The 23,947-nt window shown below is 31.7% G+C and carries 21 protein-coding genes; 17 read left to right on the forward strand and 4 right to left on the reverse strand.

What is annotated here, in order from left to right:
- The 7 genes from AST99_RS02030 to AST99_RS02060 all read left to right on the forward strand — a co-directional run.
- A partial coding sequence (locus AST99_RS02030) for a redoxin domain-containing protein (protein WP_057778613.1) occupies positions 1 to 1,054 on the forward strand: 1,054 nt, incomplete at its 5' end.
- A gap of 131 nt (positions 1,055 to 1,185) precedes the next feature.
- Complete coding sequence (locus tag AST99_RS02035; protein ID WP_157486277.1) at positions 1,186 to 2,355, forward strand: DUF6438 domain-containing protein; 1,170 nt, start codon at positions 1,186 to 1,188, stop codon at positions 2,353 to 2,355.
- A gap of 216 nt (positions 2,356 to 2,571) precedes the next feature.
- On the forward strand, positions 2,572 to 3,717 hold the full coding sequence (locus AST99_RS02040) for an SMI1/KNR4 family protein (protein WP_057778617.1): 1,146 nt from the start codon (positions 2,572 to 2,574) through the stop codon (positions 3,715 to 3,717).
- Positions 3,718 to 4,071: 354 nt separating this feature from the next.
- Positions 4,072 to 4,734, forward strand: a complete 663-nt coding sequence (gene ribB, locus AST99_RS02045) for a 3,4-dihydroxy-2-butanone-4-phosphate synthase (protein ID WP_057778619.1) — start codon at positions 4,072 to 4,074, stop codon at positions 4,732 to 4,734.
- Complete coding sequence (locus tag AST99_RS02050; protein ID WP_057778621.1) at positions 4,735 to 5,316, forward strand: Crp/Fnr family transcriptional regulator; 582 nt, start codon at positions 4,735 to 4,737, stop codon at positions 5,314 to 5,316.
- A 357-nt stretch (positions 5,317 to 5,673) separates the two neighbouring features.
- Positions 5,674 to 5,880, forward strand: a complete 207-nt coding sequence (locus tag AST99_RS02055) for a hypothetical protein (protein ID WP_057778623.1) — start codon at positions 5,674 to 5,676, stop codon at positions 5,878 to 5,880.
- A 3-nt stretch (positions 5,881 to 5,883) separates the two neighbouring features.
- Positions 5,884 to 6,621, forward strand: coding sequence for a hypothetical protein (locus AST99_RS02060; RefSeq protein ID WP_157486278.1), 738 nt, complete (start codon positions 5,884 to 5,886; stop codon positions 6,619 to 6,621).
- Positions 6,622 to 6,673: 52 nt separating this feature from the next.
- Here the strand turns inward: AST99_RS02060 and AST99_RS02065 are convergent, their stop codons facing one another.
- Entirely contained in the window at positions 6,674 to 7,618 is a 945-nt protein-coding gene (locus AST99_RS02065; protein WP_057778628.1) for an IS110 family RNA-guided transposase, read from the reverse strand.
- A 662-nt stretch (positions 7,619 to 8,280) separates the two neighbouring features.
- Here AST99_RS02065 and AST99_RS02075 point away from each other — a divergent pair.
- The 6 genes from AST99_RS02075 to AST99_RS02105 all read left to right on the forward strand — a co-directional run bounded on the left by AST99_RS02075 (position 8,281) and on the right by AST99_RS02105 (position 15,761).
- Positions 8,281 to 8,790: a CPBP family intramembrane glutamic endopeptidase gene (locus AST99_RS02075; protein ID WP_057778630.1), complete on the forward strand. Its 510-nt coding sequence runs from the start codon at positions 8,281 to 8,283 to the stop codon at positions 8,788 to 8,790.
- Positions 8,791 to 9,723: 933 nt separating this feature from the next.
- Entirely contained in the window at positions 9,724 to 10,746 is a 1,023-nt protein-coding gene (locus AST99_RS02085; RefSeq protein ID WP_057778634.1) for a hypothetical protein, read from the forward strand.
- Between the two features lie 15 nt (positions 10,747 to 10,761).
- Positions 10,762 to 11,367, forward strand: a complete 606-nt coding sequence (locus AST99_RS02090; protein WP_057778636.1) for a YbhB/YbcL family Raf kinase inhibitor-like protein — start codon at positions 10,762 to 10,764, stop codon at positions 11,365 to 11,367.
- A 7-nt stretch (positions 11,368 to 11,374) separates the two neighbouring features.
- Positions 11,375 to 12,679, forward strand: a complete 1,305-nt coding sequence (locus tag AST99_RS02095) for a YHYH protein (protein WP_057778639.1) — start codon at positions 11,375 to 11,377, stop codon at positions 12,677 to 12,679.
- 218 nt (positions 12,680 to 12,897) lie between these two features.
- Entirely contained in the window at positions 12,898 to 14,694 is a 1,797-nt protein-coding gene (locus AST99_RS02100) for an AMP-dependent synthetase/ligase (protein ID WP_057778641.1), read from the forward strand.
- A gap of 167 nt (positions 14,695 to 14,861) precedes the next feature.
- Complete coding sequence (locus tag AST99_RS02105) at positions 14,862 to 15,761, forward strand: DUF6892 domain-containing protein (protein ID WP_057778643.1); 900 nt, start codon at positions 14,862 to 14,864, stop codon at positions 15,759 to 15,761.
- Positions 15,762 to 15,931: 170 nt separating this feature from the next.
- On the opposite strand, the gene AST99_RS02110 is transcribed toward AST99_RS02105, so the two are convergent.
- The 3 genes from AST99_RS02110 to AST99_RS02120 form a co-directional block, all read right to left on the reverse strand.
- A complete protein-coding gene (locus AST99_RS02110; protein ID WP_069727787.1) occupies positions 15,932 to 16,261 on the reverse strand; it encodes a hypothetical protein in 330 nt (109 codons plus the stop codon).
- A gap of 10 nt (positions 16,262 to 16,271) precedes the next feature.
- The gene (locus AST99_RS02115) at positions 16,272 to 17,279 is read right to left on the reverse strand and encodes a permease (RefSeq protein WP_057778647.1); all 1,008 of its coding nucleotides are present in this window, start codon (positions 17,277 to 17,279) and stop codon (positions 16,272 to 16,274) included.
- 105 nt (positions 17,280 to 17,384) lie between these two features.
- Positions 17,385 to 17,720 carry an ArsR/SmtB family transcription factor gene (locus tag AST99_RS02120; RefSeq protein ID WP_057778902.1) on the reverse strand — a complete coding sequence of 112 codons (336 nt, stop codon included), beginning with the start codon at positions 17,718 to 17,720 and terminating at the stop codon, positions 17,385 to 17,387.
- A gap of 346 nt (positions 17,721 to 18,066) precedes the next feature.
- Here AST99_RS02120 and AST99_RS02125 point away from each other — a divergent pair, with 346 nt between their 5' ends.
- The 4 genes from AST99_RS02125 (at position 18,067) to AST99_RS02140 (ending at position 23,778) form a co-directional block, all read left to right on the forward strand.
- Entirely contained in the window at positions 18,067 to 18,804 is a 738-nt protein-coding gene (locus AST99_RS02125; RefSeq protein WP_057778649.1) for a DUF3667 domain-containing protein, read from the forward strand.
- 209 nt (positions 18,805 to 19,013) lie between these two features.
- A complete protein-coding gene (locus tag AST99_RS02130) occupies positions 19,014 to 19,937 on the forward strand; it encodes a hypothetical protein (protein ID WP_057778651.1) in 924 nt (307 codons plus the stop codon).
- A gap of 222 nt (positions 19,938 to 20,159) precedes the next feature.
- A complete protein-coding gene (locus tag AST99_RS02135) occupies positions 20,160 to 22,634 on the forward strand; it encodes a TonB-dependent receptor (protein ID WP_057778653.1) in 2,475 nt (824 codons plus the stop codon).
- A gap of 529 nt (positions 22,635 to 23,163) precedes the next feature.
- On the forward strand, positions 23,164 to 23,778 hold the full coding sequence (locus tag AST99_RS02140) for an ATP-binding cassette domain-containing protein (RefSeq protein WP_232301564.1): 615 nt from the start codon (positions 23,164 to 23,166) through the stop codon (positions 23,776 to 23,778).
- Positions 23,779 to 23,947: the final 169 nt, after the last annotated feature.

A 23,947-nucleotide genomic window follows, 5' to 3' on the forward strand; every position in this document is an offset into this window, starting at 1 on the left:
GGCTAACTTAAGATACACAATCACGTTAACAACAAGCAAACAAAAATCCGTGAGAGCATTAAAGTTTTTAATAATAATAATAATATTCATTTTGACTTCTTGTAATCAAGAAAAAAAGTCTGAATTCTCAATAAATGGAACTACCAACAAATTGAAAAATGGAACAGTCTTGTATCTGTTTGACACTTCAAAAGAGAAAATTATTGATTCTGTAACGTTGCAGAACAATAAATTCAATTTTACAACCAATTTGCAAAACTATCCTTTTCTTGCTGTTTTAAGAAACAAGGATAATTCGCTATACAAAAGGCTTTGGTTAGAAAATAGGCCAATGATATTTAATGCGTCAAACCGAAATTTCAAAAATGCCGAGATTCTTGGTTCTGATTCTGAAACAGAGTATAATAATCTATATAAAGCAGTTGACACGCTTCCAAGAAAGGAACGTGAAAAATTATTAACAGAATTTATAAAAAGTAATTCTGACAACATTTTAGGTTCTTACGTTCTTGCTGAATGGTATATTTCGTGGAAAAAAGAACGAACAGAACCATTATTCAATCAGTTCTCTGAAAAGAATAAGAATTCGATTTACGGCAAAGAAATTCGAAAATATATTGAGTCAACCCAAAATCCAAAAATTGGAGAAAAATATGTGGATTTTGAAAGTACGGACCAATATGGCAAAAAAAACAAACTTTCAGAAATTAAAGGGAAATTAACTCTTTTAGAATTTTGGGCAAGTTGGTGCGCACCTTGTAGAAAGGATAATAAAAATTTAGTTGATTATTACAATGAATATAACTCTTTAGGATTTGAAATTTTTCAAGTATCATTGGATGACAGTAATGAAAAATGGTCAGAGGCTATAAAACAAGATAGTCTTCAATGGACTAATGTGAGCGAATTGAAAGGGTGGAAAAATAACGGTGCAATGATTTACGGTATAAATTTACTTCCAACCAATTATTTGATTGACGAAAAAGGAATTATAATTAGCAAAGATTTACGAGGAGAAAAACTGAAACAAAAAATAATAGAAATTCTTGAATAATGCCAGTTGCTATCACCATATAAAATTTATTGCTAGTCCTCACAGACTTTATATTCGGTTTGTATTTGCTAAATTAGTTGCTGAAACACGCAACAAACCATATACAAACACGTTACCACCAATTACAAAATATGACGAAACTGAAATTCATATATCTTTTTTTTATTCTATTAATTTTAGGTTGTGAAACCGAGAAAAAAAACACCCAAAATAACCTAATCGGAAAATGGAGTAAAATTGAAAAAGTAGAGGATAATGATTATCCACCACCACCAGGTTTTAACAGACCTTTTGGTATTGGGTTTACAGAAGATAAAATTGAATTATTTAATGGATTTCAAAGATATGACCAAGATTCGGTTACAGGAAAACGACAACTGAATTACAAAGGAACATTTACTGACTATAAAGTTAAAAACGATAGTATTTTCATTCTAAATCCATTTAATGAAAATTGGGAGTTTAAATGGAAGATTAAAGGGCAATTAAACGATACATTAATTCTTACAAAAAATAACACGACTTTCATTAAACTTCAAAGAATAAAAGAGAAAAAGAGCAACTCATTTGACCAAATTATATTCTCAAGTTCTGGTTGTTATGGTTCTTGCCCGATAATCGACATTTCAATAAATAATAAAAACAAAATATATTTTCAAGGAGAAGGCTATGTAAAACCATTAGGATTTTACGAATCCTTAATTGATAGTATTAAAACTGATTACATATTTTCAAAGTTTGCGAAAGCAAATATTGACAGTTTAAAAAATGAATATGCAGTTGGACATACAGATGATGAAAGTATTACAACAACATTTGTGAAAAATGGACAAATAATCAAGACGATTCACGATTATGGAAAAGCAGGTCCTAAAGAATTAATTTGGGCTTATGTTCCAATCCAAAATTTACATACAGAAATTGAACTAGATAGTATAGAAAATGATGAACCTTTTTACCCTAAACTACATTACTACACTTTCGTAAAAGATTCGAAAATATTACGATTAGAAAAATCAGAAAGCTTCTTTTTATGGACAGAAATAAAAGACTCTAAAATAGTTAACACAAAATTTAATTCTAAATATTCTATTGGCTTTAGAGGCAACTATACGTATTGGGGAGCTGACCCAAACGAAAAAAGAAAACACCTGTATGAATTGGATAAAATTGAATCTGATGGGAAATTATTTAAGTTTTCATTCAAAGACCAAAAATCAATAACATATGATTTAGATTACGATTTTATCGAAAGAAATTATAAAGAAACTGATTTTAAGAATAAAACGAAATTCGATTAAAAACAGGTGTTAACACCATATAAAATTTATTACTACTGCAAGCCTATTTACAAAAGTCCTCACAGATTTTATATTCGGTTTGTATTTGCTAACTTAGTTGCTTAACCATACAACTATTCTCACTCCATACCATTAAGTATAATTAGAGCAACTCATATAATGAAATATTGGACATTTATAATCATAATTCTCTTCACTACAAATTGCACAAATAAAATGAACCTACAATCTATTCCATATAACAATCAATTAAAAAAGGTGAAGTTTAAAGATATTGCATTCCATATCGTTTCATTTGAAGAAATTCCTAAACCGTATTTTAAAGATAATTCTCATCATAAAAGTGCAACAGCAAGACACTACAAATCTTATGACACAATGGGGTTTAGAGACCTTTTATTGGACCAACTATCAAGCTCCTTAAAAAATAAGGTTTTAAAATTATTCATTATTACACCAAAAAGCGAAGGATTACCTTATGATGCTTTCGCCTATTTATCTAATAAGGAAATAGTTGGCATACAGTTCGAAAATAAAGGAAATTTCAAATTATGGATGGATTTAATATTCGAGAAACAATATCAAAAACTTGAAGAATATAAAAATAATGGTCAATTTGAAAAACAGGCGGAACTCAATCCAAATCCACAGTTTATGCTTACTCTAGGAAAAGGTCAATTTTCCCAAAACTGGGTAAATTCAGGGATGTTAATAGATATAAAACCTTATGAAAATACTGGAGCATTTTTACACAAAGAAGCACCCAAGCAATACAATGAAGTAAAAATTGCTAAAGAGAAGCAAAACTATCTTAAAAAATACATTAAAACCAATAGCGACCATCTTGATGAAGATCATTTACAGAAATTGTTTGTCGAATATATTGATAAAAAAAATCTAAAACCAAACGCACCTAAAAATAACGAGAACATTTATAAGGATTTTGAATCCTTAGCTAACTATAAATTTCCCCAAGAATTAAAAACACTTCTCACTACTCACAATGGTATCGAAAACTCAGGTTTTTTAACTGCTGAACACATAGTAACGGAATGGAAAAATTGGAAAGAAATTTATGATGATGTTAATTGGATGCTTATTGATTTAACAGGCAACAGCCAACCAGATGGGAGAAAAACCGTTGGTATGTATACTAATCCTTATTGGGTTCCTTTTTACAGTACCGGTGAGGGGAACTTCATTGCTATAGATTATGCACCAGGAAGTAAAGGAAAATCTGGGCAAATCATCGCTTTTGGGGCTGACGAAACTAAAATTAGGTTTATAGCTGAGAATATGATTGATTTTTTACAGCAACTTACAGCAGGAAATGATGTTTTGAATAACGGATTTGAAAAATAACTTTGCCCATACGGCATATTAGAAAGAGCGGTTTTAAGTCTAAACTAAAGTATAAACATAAAACTAAGGTCTCTGTTTTTATAAAAATTAGTATTTCAAAATCCGCTACTACTCCTATACTAGACCATAAGCTTTAATATCTAAAAAATTAACCATACATAAAGCACTGCTATTAATTACACCTCATTCTCTCTACACTCATTTCTCTTACTAATAACACTCTATCCTTTTATAACGTATAAATAAAGGTTCTCTTAAGAGTATATTAAATAAATTAATTTATTGACTTACGTCAAATAATTTGGTTTAAAACAGTATTAATTTTGCTTATCAAAAAACTAAAACAATTTTAAAATGCAATTAGCAGAATTACATACAATACAAACAATTAATACCGAAAGTCAACAACTGTTAGAAAAAGCCCTACTACACCTTCAAAACGGAAATGGAATCATTTTAATGGATGACGAAGACAGAGAAAATGAAGGCGATTTAATCTTCTCTGCACATAGCATGACTATAAACCAAATGGCACTTATGATTAGAAAATGCAGTGGAATTGTTTGTCTTTGTTTACCAAATACTAAAGCAGATGCATTAGAATTACCTTATATGGTAGAAGAAAATACCAGTAGTTACCAAACCCCTTTTACCATTTCAATAGAAGCAAAGGAAGGTGTTACTACAGGGGTTTCTGCTAAAGATAGACTAACAACCATTATAGCGGCTTGTAAAGAAAATGCCCATAGTAGCGATTTAGCAAAACCAGGTCATGTCTTTCCTTTAAGAGCAAAAAACAATGGTGTTTTTGAAAGAAAAGGACATACGGAAGGTAGTGTAGATATAATGAAATTAGCAGGTTTAAAACCAGAAGCTGTACTGTGTGAATTAATGAATGATGATGGAACAATGGCAAAAATGGACACCATTTTAGACTTTGCAGATGAGCATAATTTGATAGTGTTATCTATACAGGATATTATTCATTATCGTAAATTTGTAAGAGACTACAAATAGATGACAGATACTCTAGCACTCACTAATTTTATAAAAAAGAATATAAATATTGATGATGAAGATTTAAAAATCGTGTTGTCTTATTTTAAAACAATTAAAAAAAATAAAAACGACATTTTACTGTCCCATGGAAAGAATAGTCAGGTGAGTTATTTCGTAAAAAAAGGCTGTCTAAGACTATTTTACATTAATGAGGAAGGAAAAGACGTCACACGTTACATCGCCTTCGAGAATCAATTTGCAACAGAACTAGTGAGTTTTATCACCAATGAACCTGCACAAGAAACAATTCAGGTTATTGAAAACAGTGAACTTCTATACATCACTCACGATGATTTTAGACATCTTATGACCATTGTCCCAAAATGGAAAGATTTTTATAGCATCTATTTAGAAAAAGCTTATGTCAATAATGCGAAGAGATTAATCTCTTTTACTACACTAGATGCATCAGAAAGATACAAGCAATTATTCAAGATAAATCCAAATATTGTAAAGCGTTTACCTAACAAAATTGTAGCTTCTTATATTAATATATCACATGAAACATTAAGTAGGATAAAGTCTAAAATCTTATACTAAAAAATAAAAATATGCAGTTAAAAAACAAAAGTAAACCGCTCTAGTTTTATACAAAAACAGATCTTTAAGAAACAGCATATATCAACCTTAATTGAGATTTGGTAACTCCTAACACTGCATATCGCCTACTCTAAATCATTTAATTACGGCTTTCCAGTAATTACATTACAATAAATTATCTTACTTTTAAGATTATAACACTAACAAATAGTCTTTACGGGATAAACACATGTTTATTTCGTATAAAAGGAGTTGTGTGTAATGTAAGAGAAACTTTATGCTCACAAAATAAAAAATGAATAAAATTGAATTTGGAATAAAATTTGTATTATATTAGACACACTAAAACTTCTCATTATGACTACTATATTTGAAAGAAAACCTAAAAAAGAAACTGACTTTGATAAAATCAAGGTTACTTCTAATGGAACTTTTTTTATGAAAAGTGGAGATATTTTTGATGATAAAGACAAATCTTTGAAGTTAATAGCTAAATTGAGAAATTCAGTAAAAGTTCATAATAAAAGACCTGGAGCTGTTGTCAGAGTATCAAAACGCAAATAATAAATGCCAAAATTTGACTTACTCTTATTACCATTACTAGGAGGCTATATATTTTTAATAACATTTTTTCTTACAAGATTTTATCATCAAAGAATAGAAAGACAAAGGCTGATATTTAATTCTTCGATTTTAGCAGTTGCTTTGTCCTTATTAATGTTAGGAGTAGACGAATTTATTTTAAAAAAGTTTTTTCTTAATTTCAGAGAGACAATCGGTAAAATCAATCCTATTGAGTATGAAGGGTTGAATCAATCCTTATTCATCTTTTTATCTTCATTCCCTTTAGCTAAACTTCTAAATTTTTTATTACCAAAAAAACTTGCTTTAAAATACGTTGTAAACAAATGGGGCAGTGATTTTGAAAAACTTTTTTGGACTTCATTACAATCTAAGGATGATGAAGACAAGCTTCTAATGGTAACTACTAAAAGTAATAAGGTCTATGTTGGTTATGTCAATCAAATTTCAGAACCTATTGGCAGTTCTTATATAACTATAATCCCAAACTTTAGTGGTTATAGAGATAAAGAAACTCAGGAGTTTACAGTTACTACAGATTATTTAAATGTTTTAGAACATTATATAAACATCGGACAGCAAAACCAAATCGACAAAAAAATGGGAATCATAATTCCATTAACTGAAATTTGTATGGTTTCTAAATTTATTTCGGAAATTTTTGACAGATTTAATTATAATGAAAATGATGAAGATATTGCTGAAAATGAAAATACAGAATAAATAAAACACTACACACAACAAAGTACTGTGGTAAAAAACAAGTAAAACTACATTAATTTTTCACTAAAGTACTTCTATGTGAATCATCATAAACTAACCCAGATTTTGCTATGGCAAATGCTTGTTTTAATAGCTTATTACAGACTGCAATTAATGCGAGTTTTTTACTCTTTCCCTTAGCCACTATTCGCTCATAAATTTCTCTGCATGCTTTGTTATATTTACATGCATTAAAACTGCACATAAATAACAAGCTCCGTAGCTTTTGGTTCCCTATTTTACTAATCCGTGGACGACCAGTTACACTGCTTCCACTCTTCCTAATCACAGGTGTTAATCCGGCATAACTACATAATTCACTGCCGCTTGTAAAACGTTCAAACCCGTCTGTTAATACCACCAACATCAAAGAGGTTTTTGCTCCAATTCCTGGTATACTTTTTAAACGTGTTAAGACATCTTGATGCACTTCTTTTACTAATATAATAAGTTTGTCTTCTAAGGTTTTAATCTCTTTCTGAACTTGCTTTAAACTTCGTTTTAGAGAACTTACAACCACTTTACTTGGATTACCTAAAACAGCTTCTCCATGTAATTTATTTTTCAACATAGTCGTCTGTTTTGTATACACAGCAAGGAGTCTGGTCATTTGTAGACATTCTGTTTGATGTTTAGAATTACCCTTCCACAGCTTTAATTCTACTTGTTTGGCGTATTCACAGATAAGTTTAGAATCGCTCTTATCGGTCTTGATCTTAGACAACTTCATCTGTATAAATCGCTTCACTGATAAGGGATTTTCTACGGAGACTTTTATCCCTGATTCCAATAAATAATAGGCCAATTGATAATGATAATACCCTGTGGCTTCCATCACACAATAGCTATCACTTCCTAGAAGTTTTACAAACTTTCTAAAACCTGAAATCGTGTTTTTAAATTGGTAATAATTACCATCGGAATCTGTGACATCGAAAACCAAATGGCTTATGTCAATTTATTCATGTTTTATTATTTTTTTAATAGGTATTCATGATGTGCTTCGCAGTTCAAAATATTTAATATCTTTATTCATAATAAAATATGTTTTGAAAGTACCACTACGCGAGTTTCAACGACTTAAAATCGAGGTCTTATAGCCTCATAGAACTGTTCGAAATCTGTGTAGAAAAAGAGAGGGGATTTTCAATGTTGACGAGATCTGTAGTCTCTGCGTATATATTAACCTTACTCCTCTCTTTTGTGCTTTCTTTTTATAGATCTTAATTTAGTACTTTTTATTAAAATGCTAACTTAAGACGTATATAATTTATTGCTAGTTCTAGCCTACTTACCAAAATCCTCGCGGATTTTATATTCGGTTTTTATTTGCTAAATTAGGTGCTTAAAACACGCAACAAACCATATACAACAACGTTAGCAGTTATTAAAAAAAAACGAACCGAATTTGGAATAAGTAACACAAATCAGAATATAATAATGAAATTAAAAAATAAAGTTTGGAAAGTATTATCAATTATTATTGGCTTTCCAATATTGTATATTCTATTTGGAAAAACCTCAATTGCAATAGAACTTTTTGCAAATAAAAATTTGGATTATTATATTCCATTTTGAGGAGGAATTATAATACTTCATTGGCTTTCGGTATTAGTAGTTGTGAAATATCTGAAAAGTCAGAAAAAAACGCTTGTTGATATTGGATATAAACTTTCGAATAAAAAAACGTTATACCTAGTAGGTAGCTATCTTTTAGTTGCCCTTCGAATGCTAGTTGGTGTTGAAATAATGCTAAATAAAATAGAAATAGACACTTCAAGATTTGGTACTATTTCAGGATTAATTCCCAAAACAACTTCACATAGAATATTTTTCATTCTTCTTGTTTTTTCAACAGGTTTTTGTGAAGAAATCGTTTATCGAGGTTTTGCGATTACGCAACTGAATGAAATTGGTCTGAATAAATGGATTGCACTAATAGTTGCTGCTTTACTATTTATAGGAATTCACGGAATTAACGCATATACCAATCGCTTTTTCTTCTTATTTGGCGGAGGAATTATGTTTGGCATGACATTTCTATTAAGTAAAAGACTACTTCCTTCAATTCTAATACATTTAGTTATTAACTTATCGGCAATGATGGCAATAATGCAATTATCGGAATAAAGATTATGGAGCAATAACAAGAGATGTTCATCCATGCTATGTTTCAAAAACAAAGGCTACTTTATTTAGATATCTTATATTTAGCTCATGAAAAAATTCGACCCTTATATAAAAATTTCCTGCTTACTGTATATTGCAATACTGTTATATTTCTTAATAAATAATAGTGGTTACAATTTTTATTATAACTATTCACCAATAATTTCTGGTATCTACTCAATTTTGTTTTTGATTTTAGTAGTTTATAATCTCATTAAAAAATCTAACTTTAAAACACTTCTAATCAATATTGTATTTTTAATACTACTAGGCTTTATTTTTATTTGCCATATATTAAATATTTAAATTCCATGTACGTATACGCCACGTGTAAAAGCTGTAAAAACGAAATCCGTATTTTTACGAATGCGAATACGCGTGTTGAATTTGCTATGCTAGACGGAGAACATAAAATACTTACCTGTAAACAGTGCGGAACCAAAACAAAATTCAGCGTTGATGAACTCTATGCAAAAAAATCTAAAAGGGCTCAGATTATAGCTGGTCTAGTGTTCTTTATTGGTACGCCACTTATGTAGTTTTTTGTAAGTCCGGTCTTTTTAAAAAGTAATGCTCATTATGTTATATATGCTGTAGGCGGATTTTTACTTGTTCCTGGATATATTTTCGGTATTATAAAAAAACAGGACCGTATTAGAGTAAACGCTTTTAATAGAATGACATTAAAAGGTTAAACGAATCACCCAAAACATTATGATTATATTAGGATTTACAGGTTGGTTTTAACAGTCAACCTTGGTAATTTTATCATTTACGATTACAAATTGTATAGCTATATAAGATAATATTTTAAACTTGGTCTTAAATATAATTACAGTACTGTATAACATACAATACACCACCCTTTGAAAACAAACTAAAAAATTGATAAGCATGAAAAAACTAAGTCTTCTAATTTTAATAACAGTATTAACCTTTAGCTGTGGGAATAAAAAATCTAAATCAGAATCTGAACCTGAAAATATAACTCAGGTTAATCCTGCTGAAAACTACTCTGGAACAGCTAGTATTACCCAAGGCATCGCAACCACTATAACCGAAGATATTTATACTTGCGACAGAGGACGCAAAACAGATGTTGGTGAAATATCTTCTACCGACGGAAAAACTTGGATTGTTCCTGCTAAAACGCATTATCTAAATAACGATTTCCCCTTCGCTACAGATTTACATAACAGCTGCGAAGGACTAAATTATGACACTGCAGAAGAGGCTTTAGCAAATTTTAACGCTGCTAATACAATTACTATAGACAACGATGGTGAAACGTACACAGCCTATATTTTTGCCGATAATTACTTTGAAATGTATGTGAATGGTGAGCCTGTAGGAAAAGATAAAGTACCATTTACCCAATTTAATTCTAGTGTAGTAAAGTTTAAAGTTAAGAAACCATTTACCATCGCTATGAAATTGGTAGATTGGGAAGAACACCTTGGCGTAGGTTGCGAGGAAAACAGAGGAAAATCCTTTCATGCTGGAGATGGCGGACTGGTAGCCGTTATTAAAGATGCACAAAACAATATTGTGAGTTCAACAAACGACACTTGGAAAGCACAAACCTTTTACACCGCGCCTATTGAAGATTTAAGCTGTGTCTCTGAAGAGGGAAATTACAGATATTCTAAAAACTGTAGTACTGAAGGCGGACAAGATGGTGCGAATTTTTATGCCTTGCATTGGGAAACCCCTACAGATTGGATGGCTACAGATTTTGATGATTCTAATTGGCCTAACGCAACCACTTTTACCAATAAAACCATTGGTGTAGATAATAAACCTGCTTATACAAATTTCACATCCATTTTTGATGATCCCGAACAAGATGCCAAATTTATATGGTCTACTAATGTGATATTAGATAACGAAGTTTTGCTGCGTTATACTGTTGAATAATTTTAATACATCTATATGAAAATAAACACAATCGTTCCAATAGCAATATGTGTGTTAGTACTTTTAAATTCTTGTGCTAAACCAACAAAAGATGTGCCTTATATGTATGATGATTATGAAACCAAGCATTCAGATTTTACAGTACAGAGCGAAGCCATTGTAAACGGAAATTTGTTAGATGCTTTTAAATGTGAAAAGAAAATTGATGATGTAGAACATTCTATCCCTTTATCGTGGTCTTATGTTCCGGAAGGCACAGGCTCTTTAGCCATAGTCATGTATCATTATCCCAAAAAAGAGCATCAATCAGAAATAAATTCATATCTATTATTGTGGGGAATTGAACCTACGGTTTCAGAAATCCCATATAAAATGGCCAACAGTTCCAAATGGTTTATGGGGTCAAATAAGGACGGAACTGCAGTCTCTTACACCTCGCCCTGTTCGCACGGTCCAGGAAAACACGAGTACATTATTAAAGTATTTGCGTTATCAGAAATGCCTGAATCGCTTCCAAAATCGAATAGTCTTGCTGTAGATTTAAATACGTTTATGTCTGCCATTTCTAAAGATAATATCATAGACATAACAAGCCTAATATTTACAGATACTAAAAACTAATAGGACTATGAGAATACTAATATGTTTACTTTTCGTTCAGCTGTTTACAGTGCAAACTTTTGCGCACGAAGGTGGCCACGGCACACCAACAAAACAGTGGCATTTTATAAATGATACGAAAACAATACAAGCCGATTTTATACAAAAGGATGGTGATAAAGTCTATTTAGCAGATGAAAATCACAACATTTTAACGTATAACTATGCCGATTTTATAGCTAAAGATCAGCAGTATATTTTAGAGACATCAGATTGGATTACCTATCAAAATACGCTTCTTGAAACACAAAACTCATCATCAGTAGATTATACACAACTTTACCTAATATTAGGTCTGGGATTACTTGTATTTGCGGGCTTTAGTTATTCATCTAAAACAAAAAATAGTAGGATAGCCTTTAGTGGTTTTGGTGTTATCTTATTAATTATGGGCTGTAAAAACTCAACTTCAACTTCTAGCTCAAAGATGGCAGCCAATAGCATTCCTTTCTTAGAAACTATTTTTGGTCGTTTTGACAAAGTGAATACACGACATGATGATACTTATTTTTATATTGAATCTAATGGAATTCCAGATCACGAGATGATGACTGGTATTAGCAATTGGCAACAACAAGTTCCTATTAATCATGACTATTCTGGTAACAATGCGTGGGCTATTCCGTTACAACCAGAATTGGCAGAACATCCACTATCTACAAAAGATAATTTTATGAAAGGTGCCATTGCCATTGCAGTTAACGGGATTCCTATATTTAATCCGTTAAACAATCGTGGCGAAGATGCCAATGCCATTGGAGAATTAGATCAATGGGGCGGACATTGCGGTCGTGCAGACGATTATCATTATCACTTACCGCCTACGCACTTACAAGCTCAGGTTGGTGCAGATAAACCCATTGCTTACGCCTTGGATGGTTTTCCTGTATATGGTGAAACCACTGAAGCACTCGACGAAAATTTAGGTCGTTTTACTTCAGACAGTACATATCAATATCATTTTGTAAAAACATATCCGTATTTTATTGCAGCCATGCGCGGAACTGTAAAGATAAATCCACAAACACAAGCACCAGAAAACGAAATTATGCCACAAGCAAAAACTCGAGGCGTAAGACCCGATTTAAGACCTTTACGCGGTGCAGAAATTGTTGATTTCTCAAACCCAAGTCCTAACCAATACAGTTTAACGTATACCGTAGATTCGCTTTCTCATAAAATAAATTATGGTTGGGACGCCGCAAATACTTATACTTTCGAATTTGTAAATCCGGATGGGACAAGTGAAACTGCAACATATACACGAAAATAAACACATTAACACATTCACAATAAACACATTAAACATAATCGTTTTATTATCAATCTTGTTATTTATCAAGGCAAAAAGAACGTTATACTCAATATAAATTAAGAGGACAATGTAATCTAAAACGTTCAACGTAAGCAATAAGAGGACAATTATTCGTAACTTTGTGCACTTTAATTTAAGCATGGCCTTAAATTAATCTTGAAACTAATAATAGTGTAATGAATTACAAACACTTAGTAGAAGAAATTAAAGAAAATAGTGAGCGTTTTAAAGATAAAAAGGCCATCTATTATAAAAATAATGAGCGTAATACTTGGGAAGGTATTTCTTGGTTAGATTTTGAATCTCGAATAGAAGTACTTGCTAAGGCCATTATTAATTACGGGATATCTGTGCAACAAAACGTTGCAATCTTTTCTGAAAACATGCCGAACTGGATCATTGCAGATATTGCAATTATGCGTGCTAGAGCTGTTACAATCCCTATTTATGCAACAAATTCTAAGAAAGAAGTTGAATATGTTATAGACGATGCAGAAATCAGTTTACTTTTTGTTGGCGATCAGAATGAATACGATAAAGCTTACGAACTTTTAAACACTTCTAAGTATTTAAAATTAATTGTAGCTTTAACCAAAACCATTACGCTGCATGATACTGAGAGATCTGTACATTTAGAAGATTTTATAACTTTTGAAGCTAGTGAACACGTAGAAACAGAACTTAAAAAACGTTACTACGAGTGCGATTACGAAGATACGGCAAGTATTATTTATACCTCAGGAACTACTGGAGAACCAAAAGGTGTGATGTTAGATTATACTAATTTTGGAGCATCTTTAGTGGCGCACGACTTCGAATTAGACGTGTCTGAACAAGATGTATCTTTAAGTTTTTTACCATTAAGTCATATTTACGAACGTAGCTGGGTATTCTTTTGTTTGAAAAAAGGTATTGAGGTCTATTTTAATCAAGATCCTAAAAAAATTGTGGATGTGATTAAAGAAGTAAAACCAACTGTAATGTGTACGGTACCACGAATTTTTGAAAAAATTTTTGCTGCCATTCAAGACAAAAGAAAAGAAGCTTCGCCTACTAAAATGAAATTGGCCAGTTGGGCTTTAGGTATTGGAAACAATTACTATAACAAACATAAACGTCTAGAAAAAGAAGTTCCAGCAATTTTAAAATTAAAATATAAAATAGCCGACAAATTAGTGCTTAGTAAATTACGAGACGTTTTTGGTGGACGTATAAAATTTATGCCTTGTGGTGGAGCGCCTTTAGCTTCAGATATGGTATCCTTTTTTCATTCGTTTGGCTTAAATATTAAATGCGGATACGGCTTAACAGAAACTACAGCTACTGCTACCCTATTTGGAGATACGCACTTCGAATTTAATTCTGCTGGAAAACCTATTGAAGGCACACAGATTAAAATAGGAGATAATAATGAGATTCTTATCAACGGTCCTGGTGTAATGAAAGGGTATTACAAAAAACCGGAGGCTACAGCAGCAGTTTTTGAAAATGGTTGGTTTAAAACTGGAGATGCTGGTAAAATAGACGCTAAAGGGAATCTAATTATTACCGATAGAATTAAGGATTTAATGAAAACCTCTGGCGGGAAATATATTGCTCCACAAAAATTAGAAAACGCATTAATTACCGATTCTTTTATTGAGCAAATCGCGGTTATCGGAGATCAACAAAAATATGTTACTGCATTAGCCGTTCCTAGTTTTGAGAACTTAAAAAAGTACGCAAAAGAACATAAGATTAACTTTAAAGATGTTGAAGATTTAATTACGAACTTGCAAGTAATAGATCTTTTTGAAAAACGCTTTGAAGAATTACAAAAGGAATTTTCGAAATTTGAAAAAATTAAAAAGTTCACCTTACTACCTAAAGAGTTTAGTATTGAAGCCGGAGAAATTACGGCGACTTTAAAACTTAAACGTAAGGTTATTCAGCAAAAACACAAAGCACTTATAGATAAAATGTATTCAGAATAGATACTTCATATCTTATACTTTTATTTTTTAACCATTATAAAACGCAGCTATATTTAAGTATTTAGCTGCGTTTTTTTTAGTAATGTTACTGTACAAAAAACACCCTATAAATTAAGCAAAAACATACCAATTTTAGACTTTACCTTCAATATTAAAATCTATAAAAAATGTTCAATTTATTTAAAAAGAAAGCAAACCCCACCCCTCCAATTGTAATTTTGTGTTCAACTACACACATCAAAATTAATGGGAAAGCGGTATCCTTTCCAATACATCTCAATACACTTATAGAACTTCTTGGAGAACCTTCTAAACAAGAACACGATGTATTATGGCGTGTAGTTTGGGACGATCTCGGCATTTACACAGAGTATGCAACTTGGGACAAGGTGTTCAATATCAATTGTCTGTTTTCAAAGCATCATAAATTAAAGCATCATCCAAAACGTTATTTTAAAGGTGAAATTAAGGTAAATGACCGAGACGTTTTAGACATCGATTTTATAAAGCAGGATTTAATAAAACATAGCGTTCAGAAATTAACTTATAAAGATCAGACAGCACCCTATGCCATTTCAATTGGTAAAAATTTCAACTATAAAGCAGTGATTCCTAAAGATAAATATGAAATAAAAGACTTAGGAGACGATTATATAACTTTTAGTGATTTTGGATTTAAATTAGCCGTAATTCAAGAATTAATGTATCATAAGGAATTCCTAACTCCAAAATTTGATTTGATTGAATTCATAGATTGGTATGATAAACGAACCATTGACCTTGAAGAAGAAGGATATACGCCCATACCTGAGGTTACCGAATATTTTAAAAATTTACAAATTCCTAAAGCATTAGCTACAGAACTTACAGAAATCTATCAAGATGGCGGTAATGATATTTATCTGCAACTTCTTAGATTTGGTGAGGGTTGGGAAGAATATTGGGACATTGAAACGACTCAAGACGCTGCCCAATTTCCGAATTTAAAAACAGCCACGATATGTTACGCTAAAGGTCATGTGGTAGACGAATTACAAGCTATGGGAATTCAAGCCAAATGGATATAATTCGAACACAAATACCTTAATACATTTTATTTCAATAACATATGAAATAAAAGATTTACACGTCTGATGTACCTTATAAAATCAAACGTGTAAACCTCTTGTTTATATTTCGGTTTATAATTTAAAAGAAAATCACCTGAAATAAGTGGAAATCTATAATACAATGGGTACTATTTCACTGTTCTGGTATGCATGTATAATATCAGATAATTTACACCGATAACGACCAGTCCTAAGCACACTATTATTCCTGAATGTATAACATTTAAGATGATAAAATCTGTACTAGCACCTGATAATACAGAAATCCATAGGAACGGACAAAATACTCCTACTAGTGCAATATTTCGTCCCATTTTCATGCCTTGCTTTATGGATTTTAGTTTAGGAGTAGATTGTTGTTTAGATTTCCCTTTTAGCACATCTTTACAGTGTTTTCCCATAAGGGTATACGGACAAGCTTGAATAAGTGATTTAAAAAAATGAATTAGTGTCTGCATCGTTTTTAATTTAGAAGAAAAAGTAAAAAATATATCCACCAGCAATAGCCATTGTCATAACAGCACATACAAATGCAAGTATGGCTTTAGGTTTTAACATAGAAGAAATAATGGCTATTTCTGGTAAACTGGCTCCTGTTCCTCCAATAATTAACGCCATCGCTGCCCCCATACTCATGCCTTTTACAATAAGAGCATTTAATATGGGAATTGCCATTTCAATTCGTAAATACAAGGGTACCCCAACAGTAGCTGCAATAGGAATGGCTAGCGGACTATCATTTCCGAGATATTTTTCTACCCAAGCATCAGGCACAAAAACTGCAGATACAGCACTGATTACTGCACCAAGCAAAACATAAGGAAATATGCGTTTAAATAGTGACCACCCAAAAGTAAAAGCTTCCGCTAGTTTAGTCTGAGAGTCTCGAGATTCTCCACAAGAACTGCTAGAACCAGCAGAGTTATGAGTTGTTGACTCTTGAACTACACCGCAAGAGTTTTTACTAGATTTTGCCACTTCACCACAACTTATAATTGGCTGAGCTGTACATGCATTTGTGGCGGTTTTAGACTTTAAATCTAAACGTTTCACACAGGTTTTTAAAGATGTTTGTCCCGCAATACTTCCAAAAAGTACTGAACCAATAAACACAATTAGAAAATAAACTACTGCGACTTTCCAACCGAACACACCAAATATAAAACCTACAACTACAAAATTTGCTAGTGGTGCAGAAAGTAAAAAAGAAAACACCATAGCAAATGGCGCCCCCATTTCTATCATTCCCATAGAAACAGGAACCATAGAAGCACTACAAAACGGTGTCGGAATACCTAACAAAGCGCCCATTAAGCCGCTATACTTTCCCGTTTTAGAAAGCCTTTTTTGAAGTTTCTCTTGAGGGATAAATGCCCGTATTAACCCCGTAATTACAGATACAAGTGCAATAATAAGTACCAATACAACACCCACGTGAATAAACTCGTTTAGTGCCAAATTTAATTTTTCATTCATAATAATTAATTTAATATTTGTATTTCATATGCGTAAAAACACATATGTTTTTATAAAAAAAACCAAGACTAATTATACTCTAAGTTTTTTTAAATCATGGATTGTTTATACTTCGCGGGCAGCTAATAATGCTTTACATGTATTAATTACAGATTGCATTTGAGATTCTGGAATCACTTGTATAGCCTCTTGAATATAGCGTCTAAATTCTGTAGTTACGGGTGTTAAATAATAGTACACCCACTTGCCTTCTTTAACTTCTTCAACAAGTTTGGCCGTTTTTAGTATTTTTAAATGACGGGATACATTATACTGGTATTCATCTAACACCTCTACAATTTCAGAAACACATATTTTGTCATCGATATTGGTGAGGAGCCAAATCATTTTTAATCGTGTAATATCAGATAAGGCTTTAAATATGGTTATGTGTTCTTCCATCTTAATAATAATTTTAACATATGTGATTTTACACATTTAATAACATTGGCAAATATATAAATTTTTTGTTTATGTCAACCAAATCATCGCAACAATCTATTAAACAAGTGTTTTACAAACTGTTACATCATATTAATTAGAAATCACAAGTCCTTTTAGGGTAAGTAGAATTATAAAATAGTCTATAATATAGGTTCAATCATCAATCAAATAGATTGTTTACATCCCATTATAAACCAAGGTATTGTAAACTACGGTTAATGTTATTTATATTATATTTAAAAACCATAATACAACACTTTAAAAAAACAAATCTTAAAAGTAGATTGGAATAACAACGTAAAGCATGACTAAAGCCATTAATAGTGAACCATGTAAAACCTGCGGTACAGAAATAGAATATCAATTTTGTAGTTCATGCGGATGCCCGAAAACATTAAAACGCATTAACGGTAGTTATATATTAACTGAAATAGTAAGCATCTTAAACTTCGACAAAGGTATTTTCTTCACTATAAAAGAGTTGGTTATACGACCTGGAGACAACGTGCATAAGTTTATTCACGAAGATAGAAATAGACTAGTAAAACCCCTACTCTTTGTAATTGTATGTTCCTTAGTGTATACCATAGCACAACAACTTCTTAAATTTGAAGACGGCTATGTAACTGCTAACGGTTTTGGAGATTCTGCCATAACTACTATTTATAAATGGATTGCACTTCACTACGGTTATGCCAACATCTTAATGTCCATTTTTATAGCATTTTGGATTAAACTTTTCTTTAAAACATACGACTATAACTTTTTTGAAATCATAATCTTATTATGTTTTATAATGGGAATAGGTATGCTAATATATACGGCTTTTGGAGTTTTTGAAAGCCTATTTAACGTCAGTATTTTGCAATTCGGAGGCATTCTTGGATTTATCTACACAGCTTGGGCCATCGGACAGTTTTTTGATAAAACTAAAAAACAGAATTACTTAAAAGGTTTAGTCGCCTATATTTTAGGGATGATAAGTTTTTACGGACTTGCTGTAGTTCTTGGTTTAGTAATAGATACAGTCGCTAAGAAGTAAAAAACATTAAGATGGCATTATAAACTGCAAAAATTCTTAAGGATTGGCAAGCTACATTAAAATAAATAGCTATGCATTAACTGATTATTATAAGCAGACAATTCAAATAAGAGTTCTGTATCAATTATTTATAATATCTTACAGTATAAATAATTGATATAGTTTAGACTAATACAAAATAAACTACACCTAACAATACCCCTTGACCAATGAAAAAACTACTCGGTTTATTAGTATGTATAACACTTTTATTGTCCTGTAAAAACAATGAGTCTGAAAAATCTGATAGTACAGTAAAAACAGATTACCAAGAAATTATCAAAGACGATTACGTATTAAACAAACCACTTAAAAACATTAAGGGCGTCTTAATACTTTTTGGTGGTTATCCAGAAGATGCTAAAGCTATAAAACAAGAATTTAAAATCCTTGAACAGGCTAAAGCAGAAAATGTTGCCGTCCTGTATATGAACTATAATCGTAAACTTTGGCTAGAACAAAAAGAACATGTTCTAATATCTGAACAAATTCAAAATATATTAAAAACAGAGCATTTACCTACAGAAAATATTTATGTAGGAGGCTTTTCAAGTGGTGGTAATGTTGCTCTTCTCATCAGTAATTTTATGACTCAAGAACACGCTTCTATCATTCCAAAAGGTGTGTTTATTGGCGATTCTCCTGTAGACTTAGCGGCCTTATATCATATCGCTAAAAAATGTGAAGCACGTAATATATCTAATTCTACTACAGAAGAATGTAAATGGTTAGTTCAAACTTTAGGTCAGGCATTTGGAACTCCAGAAAGTGATCTTGCTAACTATGAAGCGTATTCTGTTTTTACTTCTACGACAAATAATATTCAAAATATAAAAAACTTAAAACACACAAAAATAAGATTATATACAGAGCCAGATTCTCTTTGGTGGAAAACACATAACATGTCTACATATGAAGACATGAATGCTTACAGTATAAAAAAACTTTCTGATGTGTTACAACAAAACAATTTTGAACATGTAGAATATATTACAACAGTAAACAAAGGCTATCGTGCCAATGGAGACCGACATCCACATAGTTGGTCTATTATTGATGGAACTTCATTAATAAATTGGATGCTTAACAAATAAAAAAGACAATTATTTTACGCTACAAAAAATATGGTCGATATTGCATTCAAAATTAATTTTAAATGCAGTTCTAATTTTACATTTTTTTTAAATGACACACTAACCTTACCCCTTTAAAATTCAAAAAACGTTTCAGAAATTAGCCTATTAATTTTTTAAATGTCCGCAAATAATAACCTTGTTTAGGATAAATTTCAAGTTCTATATTTACTATTTAACACGATGAATAATTCAAAAAAAATAATAACCTTTTTATTAATAATAAGCAACTCTCTGTTTGCATTTTCACAAATCACTGGAAAAATTGTAGACGAGGCAAATCTTCCGCTAGAATATGCTACAGTTGCACTTTACAACCAAAATAACAAAACGTTAATTAGTGGGGTTATTACAGATAGTAAAGGTGATTTTGAATTTAAAAACATAAAGAAGGGCACGTTTTATATTGAGGCTTCATTTATTGGGTATGAAGTAAAAACAATTAATAATATTACGATTTTAAACACCCGTGAAACTAAAGATTTAGGGCAATTACTTTTAACACTCGGTACTAATTTAGATGAAGTTGTCATTCAAGGCGAGCGTTCAACAGTAGTTAACAAGATTGACCGTCAGGTATTCGATGCTGAAACATTTACGAGTGCCCAAGGCGGTTCTACTATAGATGTCATTCGTAATTTACCATCGGTGAGTATAGATGGACAAGGCGAAATAAGTGTTAGAGGAAGTTCTGGCTTTACGGTCTTATTAAACGGAAAACCTGTACAAAGCAATGCAAGTACAATCATGGCACAATTACCTGCTAATGCCGTAGAACGTGTAGAAGTTATTACCGCACCATCTGCTAAATATGATCCGGAGGGAAAGGCTGGTATTTTAAATATCATTACAAAAAAAGGCGCTTTAGATGGTGCCTTTGCGCAATTAAATATTAAAGGAGGCTTTCCTTCTATTGAAACTTATGGCAATGATAAAGCCCATCAACGCTATGGTATCGATGCCACATATAATGTGCGGAATGAGATTTGGAATGTATCCTTAAGTGCCAATTATCAACGTAATGATTTAGGAGGCAGACGAGAAGGTGATGCCTACACCATAATAGATGATGTAAAAACACAATTCCCCTCAACAGGAGAACGCAGTTTTGACGAGGTAAATTATAGCGGACGTTTTAGTGTAGACTTCACTCCAGATACAACCAATGTATTTTCATTAGGCCTTTTTGCAGGTAAACGCAGTAAGGAAAGATTAGCAGATATTGTGTATTACGATAATCATGCGGTTTCTCCTGCAGATAGTGATAATAGACTTTATACGTTTCAATATTACAATCACAATTTAAGAGAACGTAAAAGTGATTTTGCCTTAGGAAGTTTGGATTATACGTATACGTTTAAAAACACCTCCAAATTGTCTACCTCTGCCCTATATGAATATACGCTTTTGGGTGGTCCAACCGTGAATCAGAATCTTGGTTATCCTGATCACTCCATTCTGTATCAAGATGAATATAATACTAATGAAAACCCATTGCATGGCATTAGACTGCAACTAGATTATACCTTCAAACCTTTTACTTGGGGTGTGTTAGATATGGGATATCAATATAGGCATTTAGACCATACAGGAGATTTTGTTTATGAAAGACGAACAGATTTTGATGATGATTTTGAATTGGTTCCTGAGTTTTCCAGCGAAGTCGATTTAGAACGTACTATCCATGCGTTTTACACTCAGTTTTCAGGTAAAAGTGGCCTATGGAATTATGCCGCAGGTGCTAGAATTGAAGTCATGGACAGAACGCTAGATTTAAAAGACAAAGCCAATACGGTAGACGACACTTACGAATATGATATTACCAAACTCTATCCGTCGGCGTCTTTACAATATGAGATTACAGATAAAACCAATATAAAAGCGGCTTACAGTAAACGTGTAGAACGAACATCTACTTTTCAAATGAATCCGTTTCCAGAACGCGAACACTCCGAGACTTTAGAACAAGGAGATCCTGAACTAAAACCTGAATTTATAGATTTAGTAGAATTAGGTGTAACTAAAAAACTTAAAAACGGACAATCTGTTTTTGCTACAGCTTATTACAGAAATGTAAAAAATGTAGTTAACCGTGTAAATACTGTGTATAACGACACCATTTTAAATAGAATTTATTCTAATGTTGGCGATGCCAAAACGATTGGACTAGAATTAGGTGCCGAAATTAAACCGACTAAAAACTGGAACAATTTTATAGGTGCAAACATTTACAATTACAAGATTGATGGTGAATTTGACGATCAGCCCATTCATTCTGAAGCCACGCAGTATTCTATAAATTTTAATTCTACTTATAGTTTTTGGGAAAATGCATCTTTACAATTTACATTCAACTACCTTTCTGAGAGGGTGACGGCTCAAGGTGAAGACTCCAGATTTTATTCGCCCAACTTAACTTTTCAAAAATCGTTCTTAAACAACAGATTAACAGCTACTCTTCAGTGGCAAAATATAGATATGGGTCTTCTAGACACTAACGAACAGCGTATTACAACATACAGACCTAACGATTTTTATACAACAACAAATTATATTTATGAGGTCGATATGGTCTTACTAAACCTATCCTATACCTTTAAAAATGGTAAAAATAAATCGAAATTTATAAATAGTGAATTCGGTAAAAACGAGTTTTAAAAGCTTGTAAAGAAGTATAAGCGTAAAGATGTTCATAGCTATGATTAGAAAAATGGATTAATTTGGTACAGTCTATTAAGATTACGTCTATCTTTAAAATGTAACACAACAAATAAATTTATAAATTCACAATAGAAACCGTATAATCTATTTACAATTTTTAGAGTTTACATATAAAAACACAGCTTTTGAGAATATTAAAAAACATACTATTATTCCAACAAAAGATATTTTTTATATCCTATATCCTTTCCATTGCGATAGGCATTGTATTTGGTGGAAAACTTGCGATAATAGGGTTAAGTTTTCTGTGTATTGCACCTTGTACACACTATTTCTATTACAATATAAGACATAAAAACCAATATTATTATTACTACAATTTAGGCATTAGCGACCTCACGTTATGGGGATCTACATGCCTAACAGGATGCATTAACCTCTTAATCTTAATGGTTATATGACTAGTTTACATATAGATAGCGTGACTAAATCTTATAACAATAACGTGATATTAAGCGATATTTTTATGTCTTGTAAAAAGGGAGAAATAAAAGGTCTTATAGGTCGTAATGGCTCTGGAAAATCTACACTGCTAAAAATTGTATTTGGCACTGTTAAAGCCGAATCTAAGTTTGTTCGTATTGGCCATGCTGTAATTAAAACAGTATCAGATGGGCGACACTTAATCAACTATTTACCTCAAGACAATTTCCTTCCAAATCACATTTCCATACAAGCCATAATACATTTATTCCTTGACAAACAACATAGAGACCTAGTCTTGGAAAATGCTTATGTAAAATCCGTATTACATCTAAAAAATCAACAATTATCTGGCGGAGAACGGAGATTAATTGAAATCTTATTAATAATTCATTCTAATGCAACGTTTATTTTACTCGACGAACCTTTTAATGGACTCAGTCCGATAATGAAGGAGTATATTATAGAGTACATCAAAAAAATGAAAGCGAACAAAGGGTATATTATCACCGACCACAATTATGAAAATGTAATCCACTTAGCCGATAAATTAATGTATTTACAAAACGGCTATTTAAAAGAGATATCAGATAAAAGTGAATTAATTGCACTGGGCTATATAACTAAATCGACTTATTACAGCGTTTATAATAAATGAAAATAATGAATAGCGGTAGAATAAACATGCTGTATTAAACTATTAATACCTACCACAAGAGTTTGCTCCATTGTTTTGGCAAGACTAAAACTTCTAATATTTAAGATGTAAAATTAAAACGATACTATTCCTACAAGACAACTTAAACTACTATCTAGAAAAATAAAAC

Source organism: Formosa algae, assembly GCF_001439665.1.
GTDB classification, from domain to species: Bacteria; Bacteroidota; Bacteroidia; order Flavobacteriales; family Flavobacteriaceae; genus Formosa; species Formosa algae.

Coding starts and splice junctions, on each gene's coding strand:
- AST99_RS02035 (WP_157486277.1), top strand. CDS start 1,186: ATGACGAAACTGAAATTCATATATCTTTTTTTTATTCTATTAATTTTA.
- AST99_RS02040 (WP_057778617.1), top strand. CDS start 2,572: ATGAACCTACAATCTATTCCATATAACAATCAATTAAAAAAGGTGAAG.
- ribB (WP_057778619.1), top strand. CDS start 4,072: ATGCAATTAGCAGAATTACATACAATACAAACAATTAATACCGAAAGT.
- AST99_RS02050 (WP_057778621.1), top strand. CDS start 4,735: ATGACAGATACTCTAGCACTCACTAATTTTATAAAAAAGAATATAAAT.
- AST99_RS02055 (WP_057778623.1), top strand. CDS start 5,674: ATGACTACTATATTTGAAAGAAAACCTAAAAAAGAAACTGACTTTGAT.
- AST99_RS02060 (WP_157486278.1), top strand. CDS start 5,884: ATGCCAAAATTTGACTTACTCTTATTACCATTACTAGGAGGCTATATA.
- AST99_RS02085 (WP_057778634.1), top strand. CDS start 9,724: ATGAAAAAACTAAGTCTTCTAATTTTAATAACAGTATTAACCTTTAGC.
- AST99_RS02090 (WP_057778636.1), top strand. CDS start 10,762: ATGAAAATAAACACAATCGTTCCAATAGCAATATGTGTGTTAGTACTT.
- AST99_RS02095 (WP_057778639.1), top strand. CDS start 11,375: ATGAGAATACTAATATGTTTACTTTTCGTTCAGCTGTTTACAGTGCAA.
- AST99_RS02100 (WP_057778641.1), top strand. CDS start 12,898: ATGAATTACAAACACTTAGTAGAAGAAATTAAAGAAAATAGTGAGCGT.
- AST99_RS02105 (WP_057778643.1), top strand. CDS start 14,862: ATGTTCAATTTATTTAAAAAGAAAGCAAACCCCACCCCTCCAATTGTA.
- AST99_RS02110 (WP_069727787.1), bottom strand. CDS start 16,261: ATGCAGACACTAATTCATTTTTTTAAATCACTTATTCAAGCTTGTCCG.
- AST99_RS02115 (WP_057778647.1), bottom strand. CDS start 17,279: ATGAATGAAAAATTAAATTTGGCACTAAACGAGTTTATTCACGTGGGT.
- AST99_RS02120 (WP_057778902.1), bottom strand. CDS start 17,720: ATGGAAGAACACATAACCATATTTAAAGCCTTATCTGATATTACACGA.
- AST99_RS02125 (WP_057778649.1), top strand. CDS start 18,067: ATGACTAAAGCCATTAATAGTGAACCATGTAAAACCTGCGGTACAGAA.
- AST99_RS02130 (WP_057778651.1), top strand. CDS start 19,014: ATGAAAAAACTACTCGGTTTATTAGTATGTATAACACTTTTATTGTCC.
- AST99_RS02135 (WP_057778653.1), top strand. CDS start 20,160: ATGAATAATTCAAAAAAAATAATAACCTTTTTATTAATAATAAGCAAC.
- AST99_RS02140 (WP_232301564.1), top strand. CDS start 23,164: ATGTCTTGTAAAAAGGGAGAAATAAAAGGTCTTATAGGTCGTAATGGC.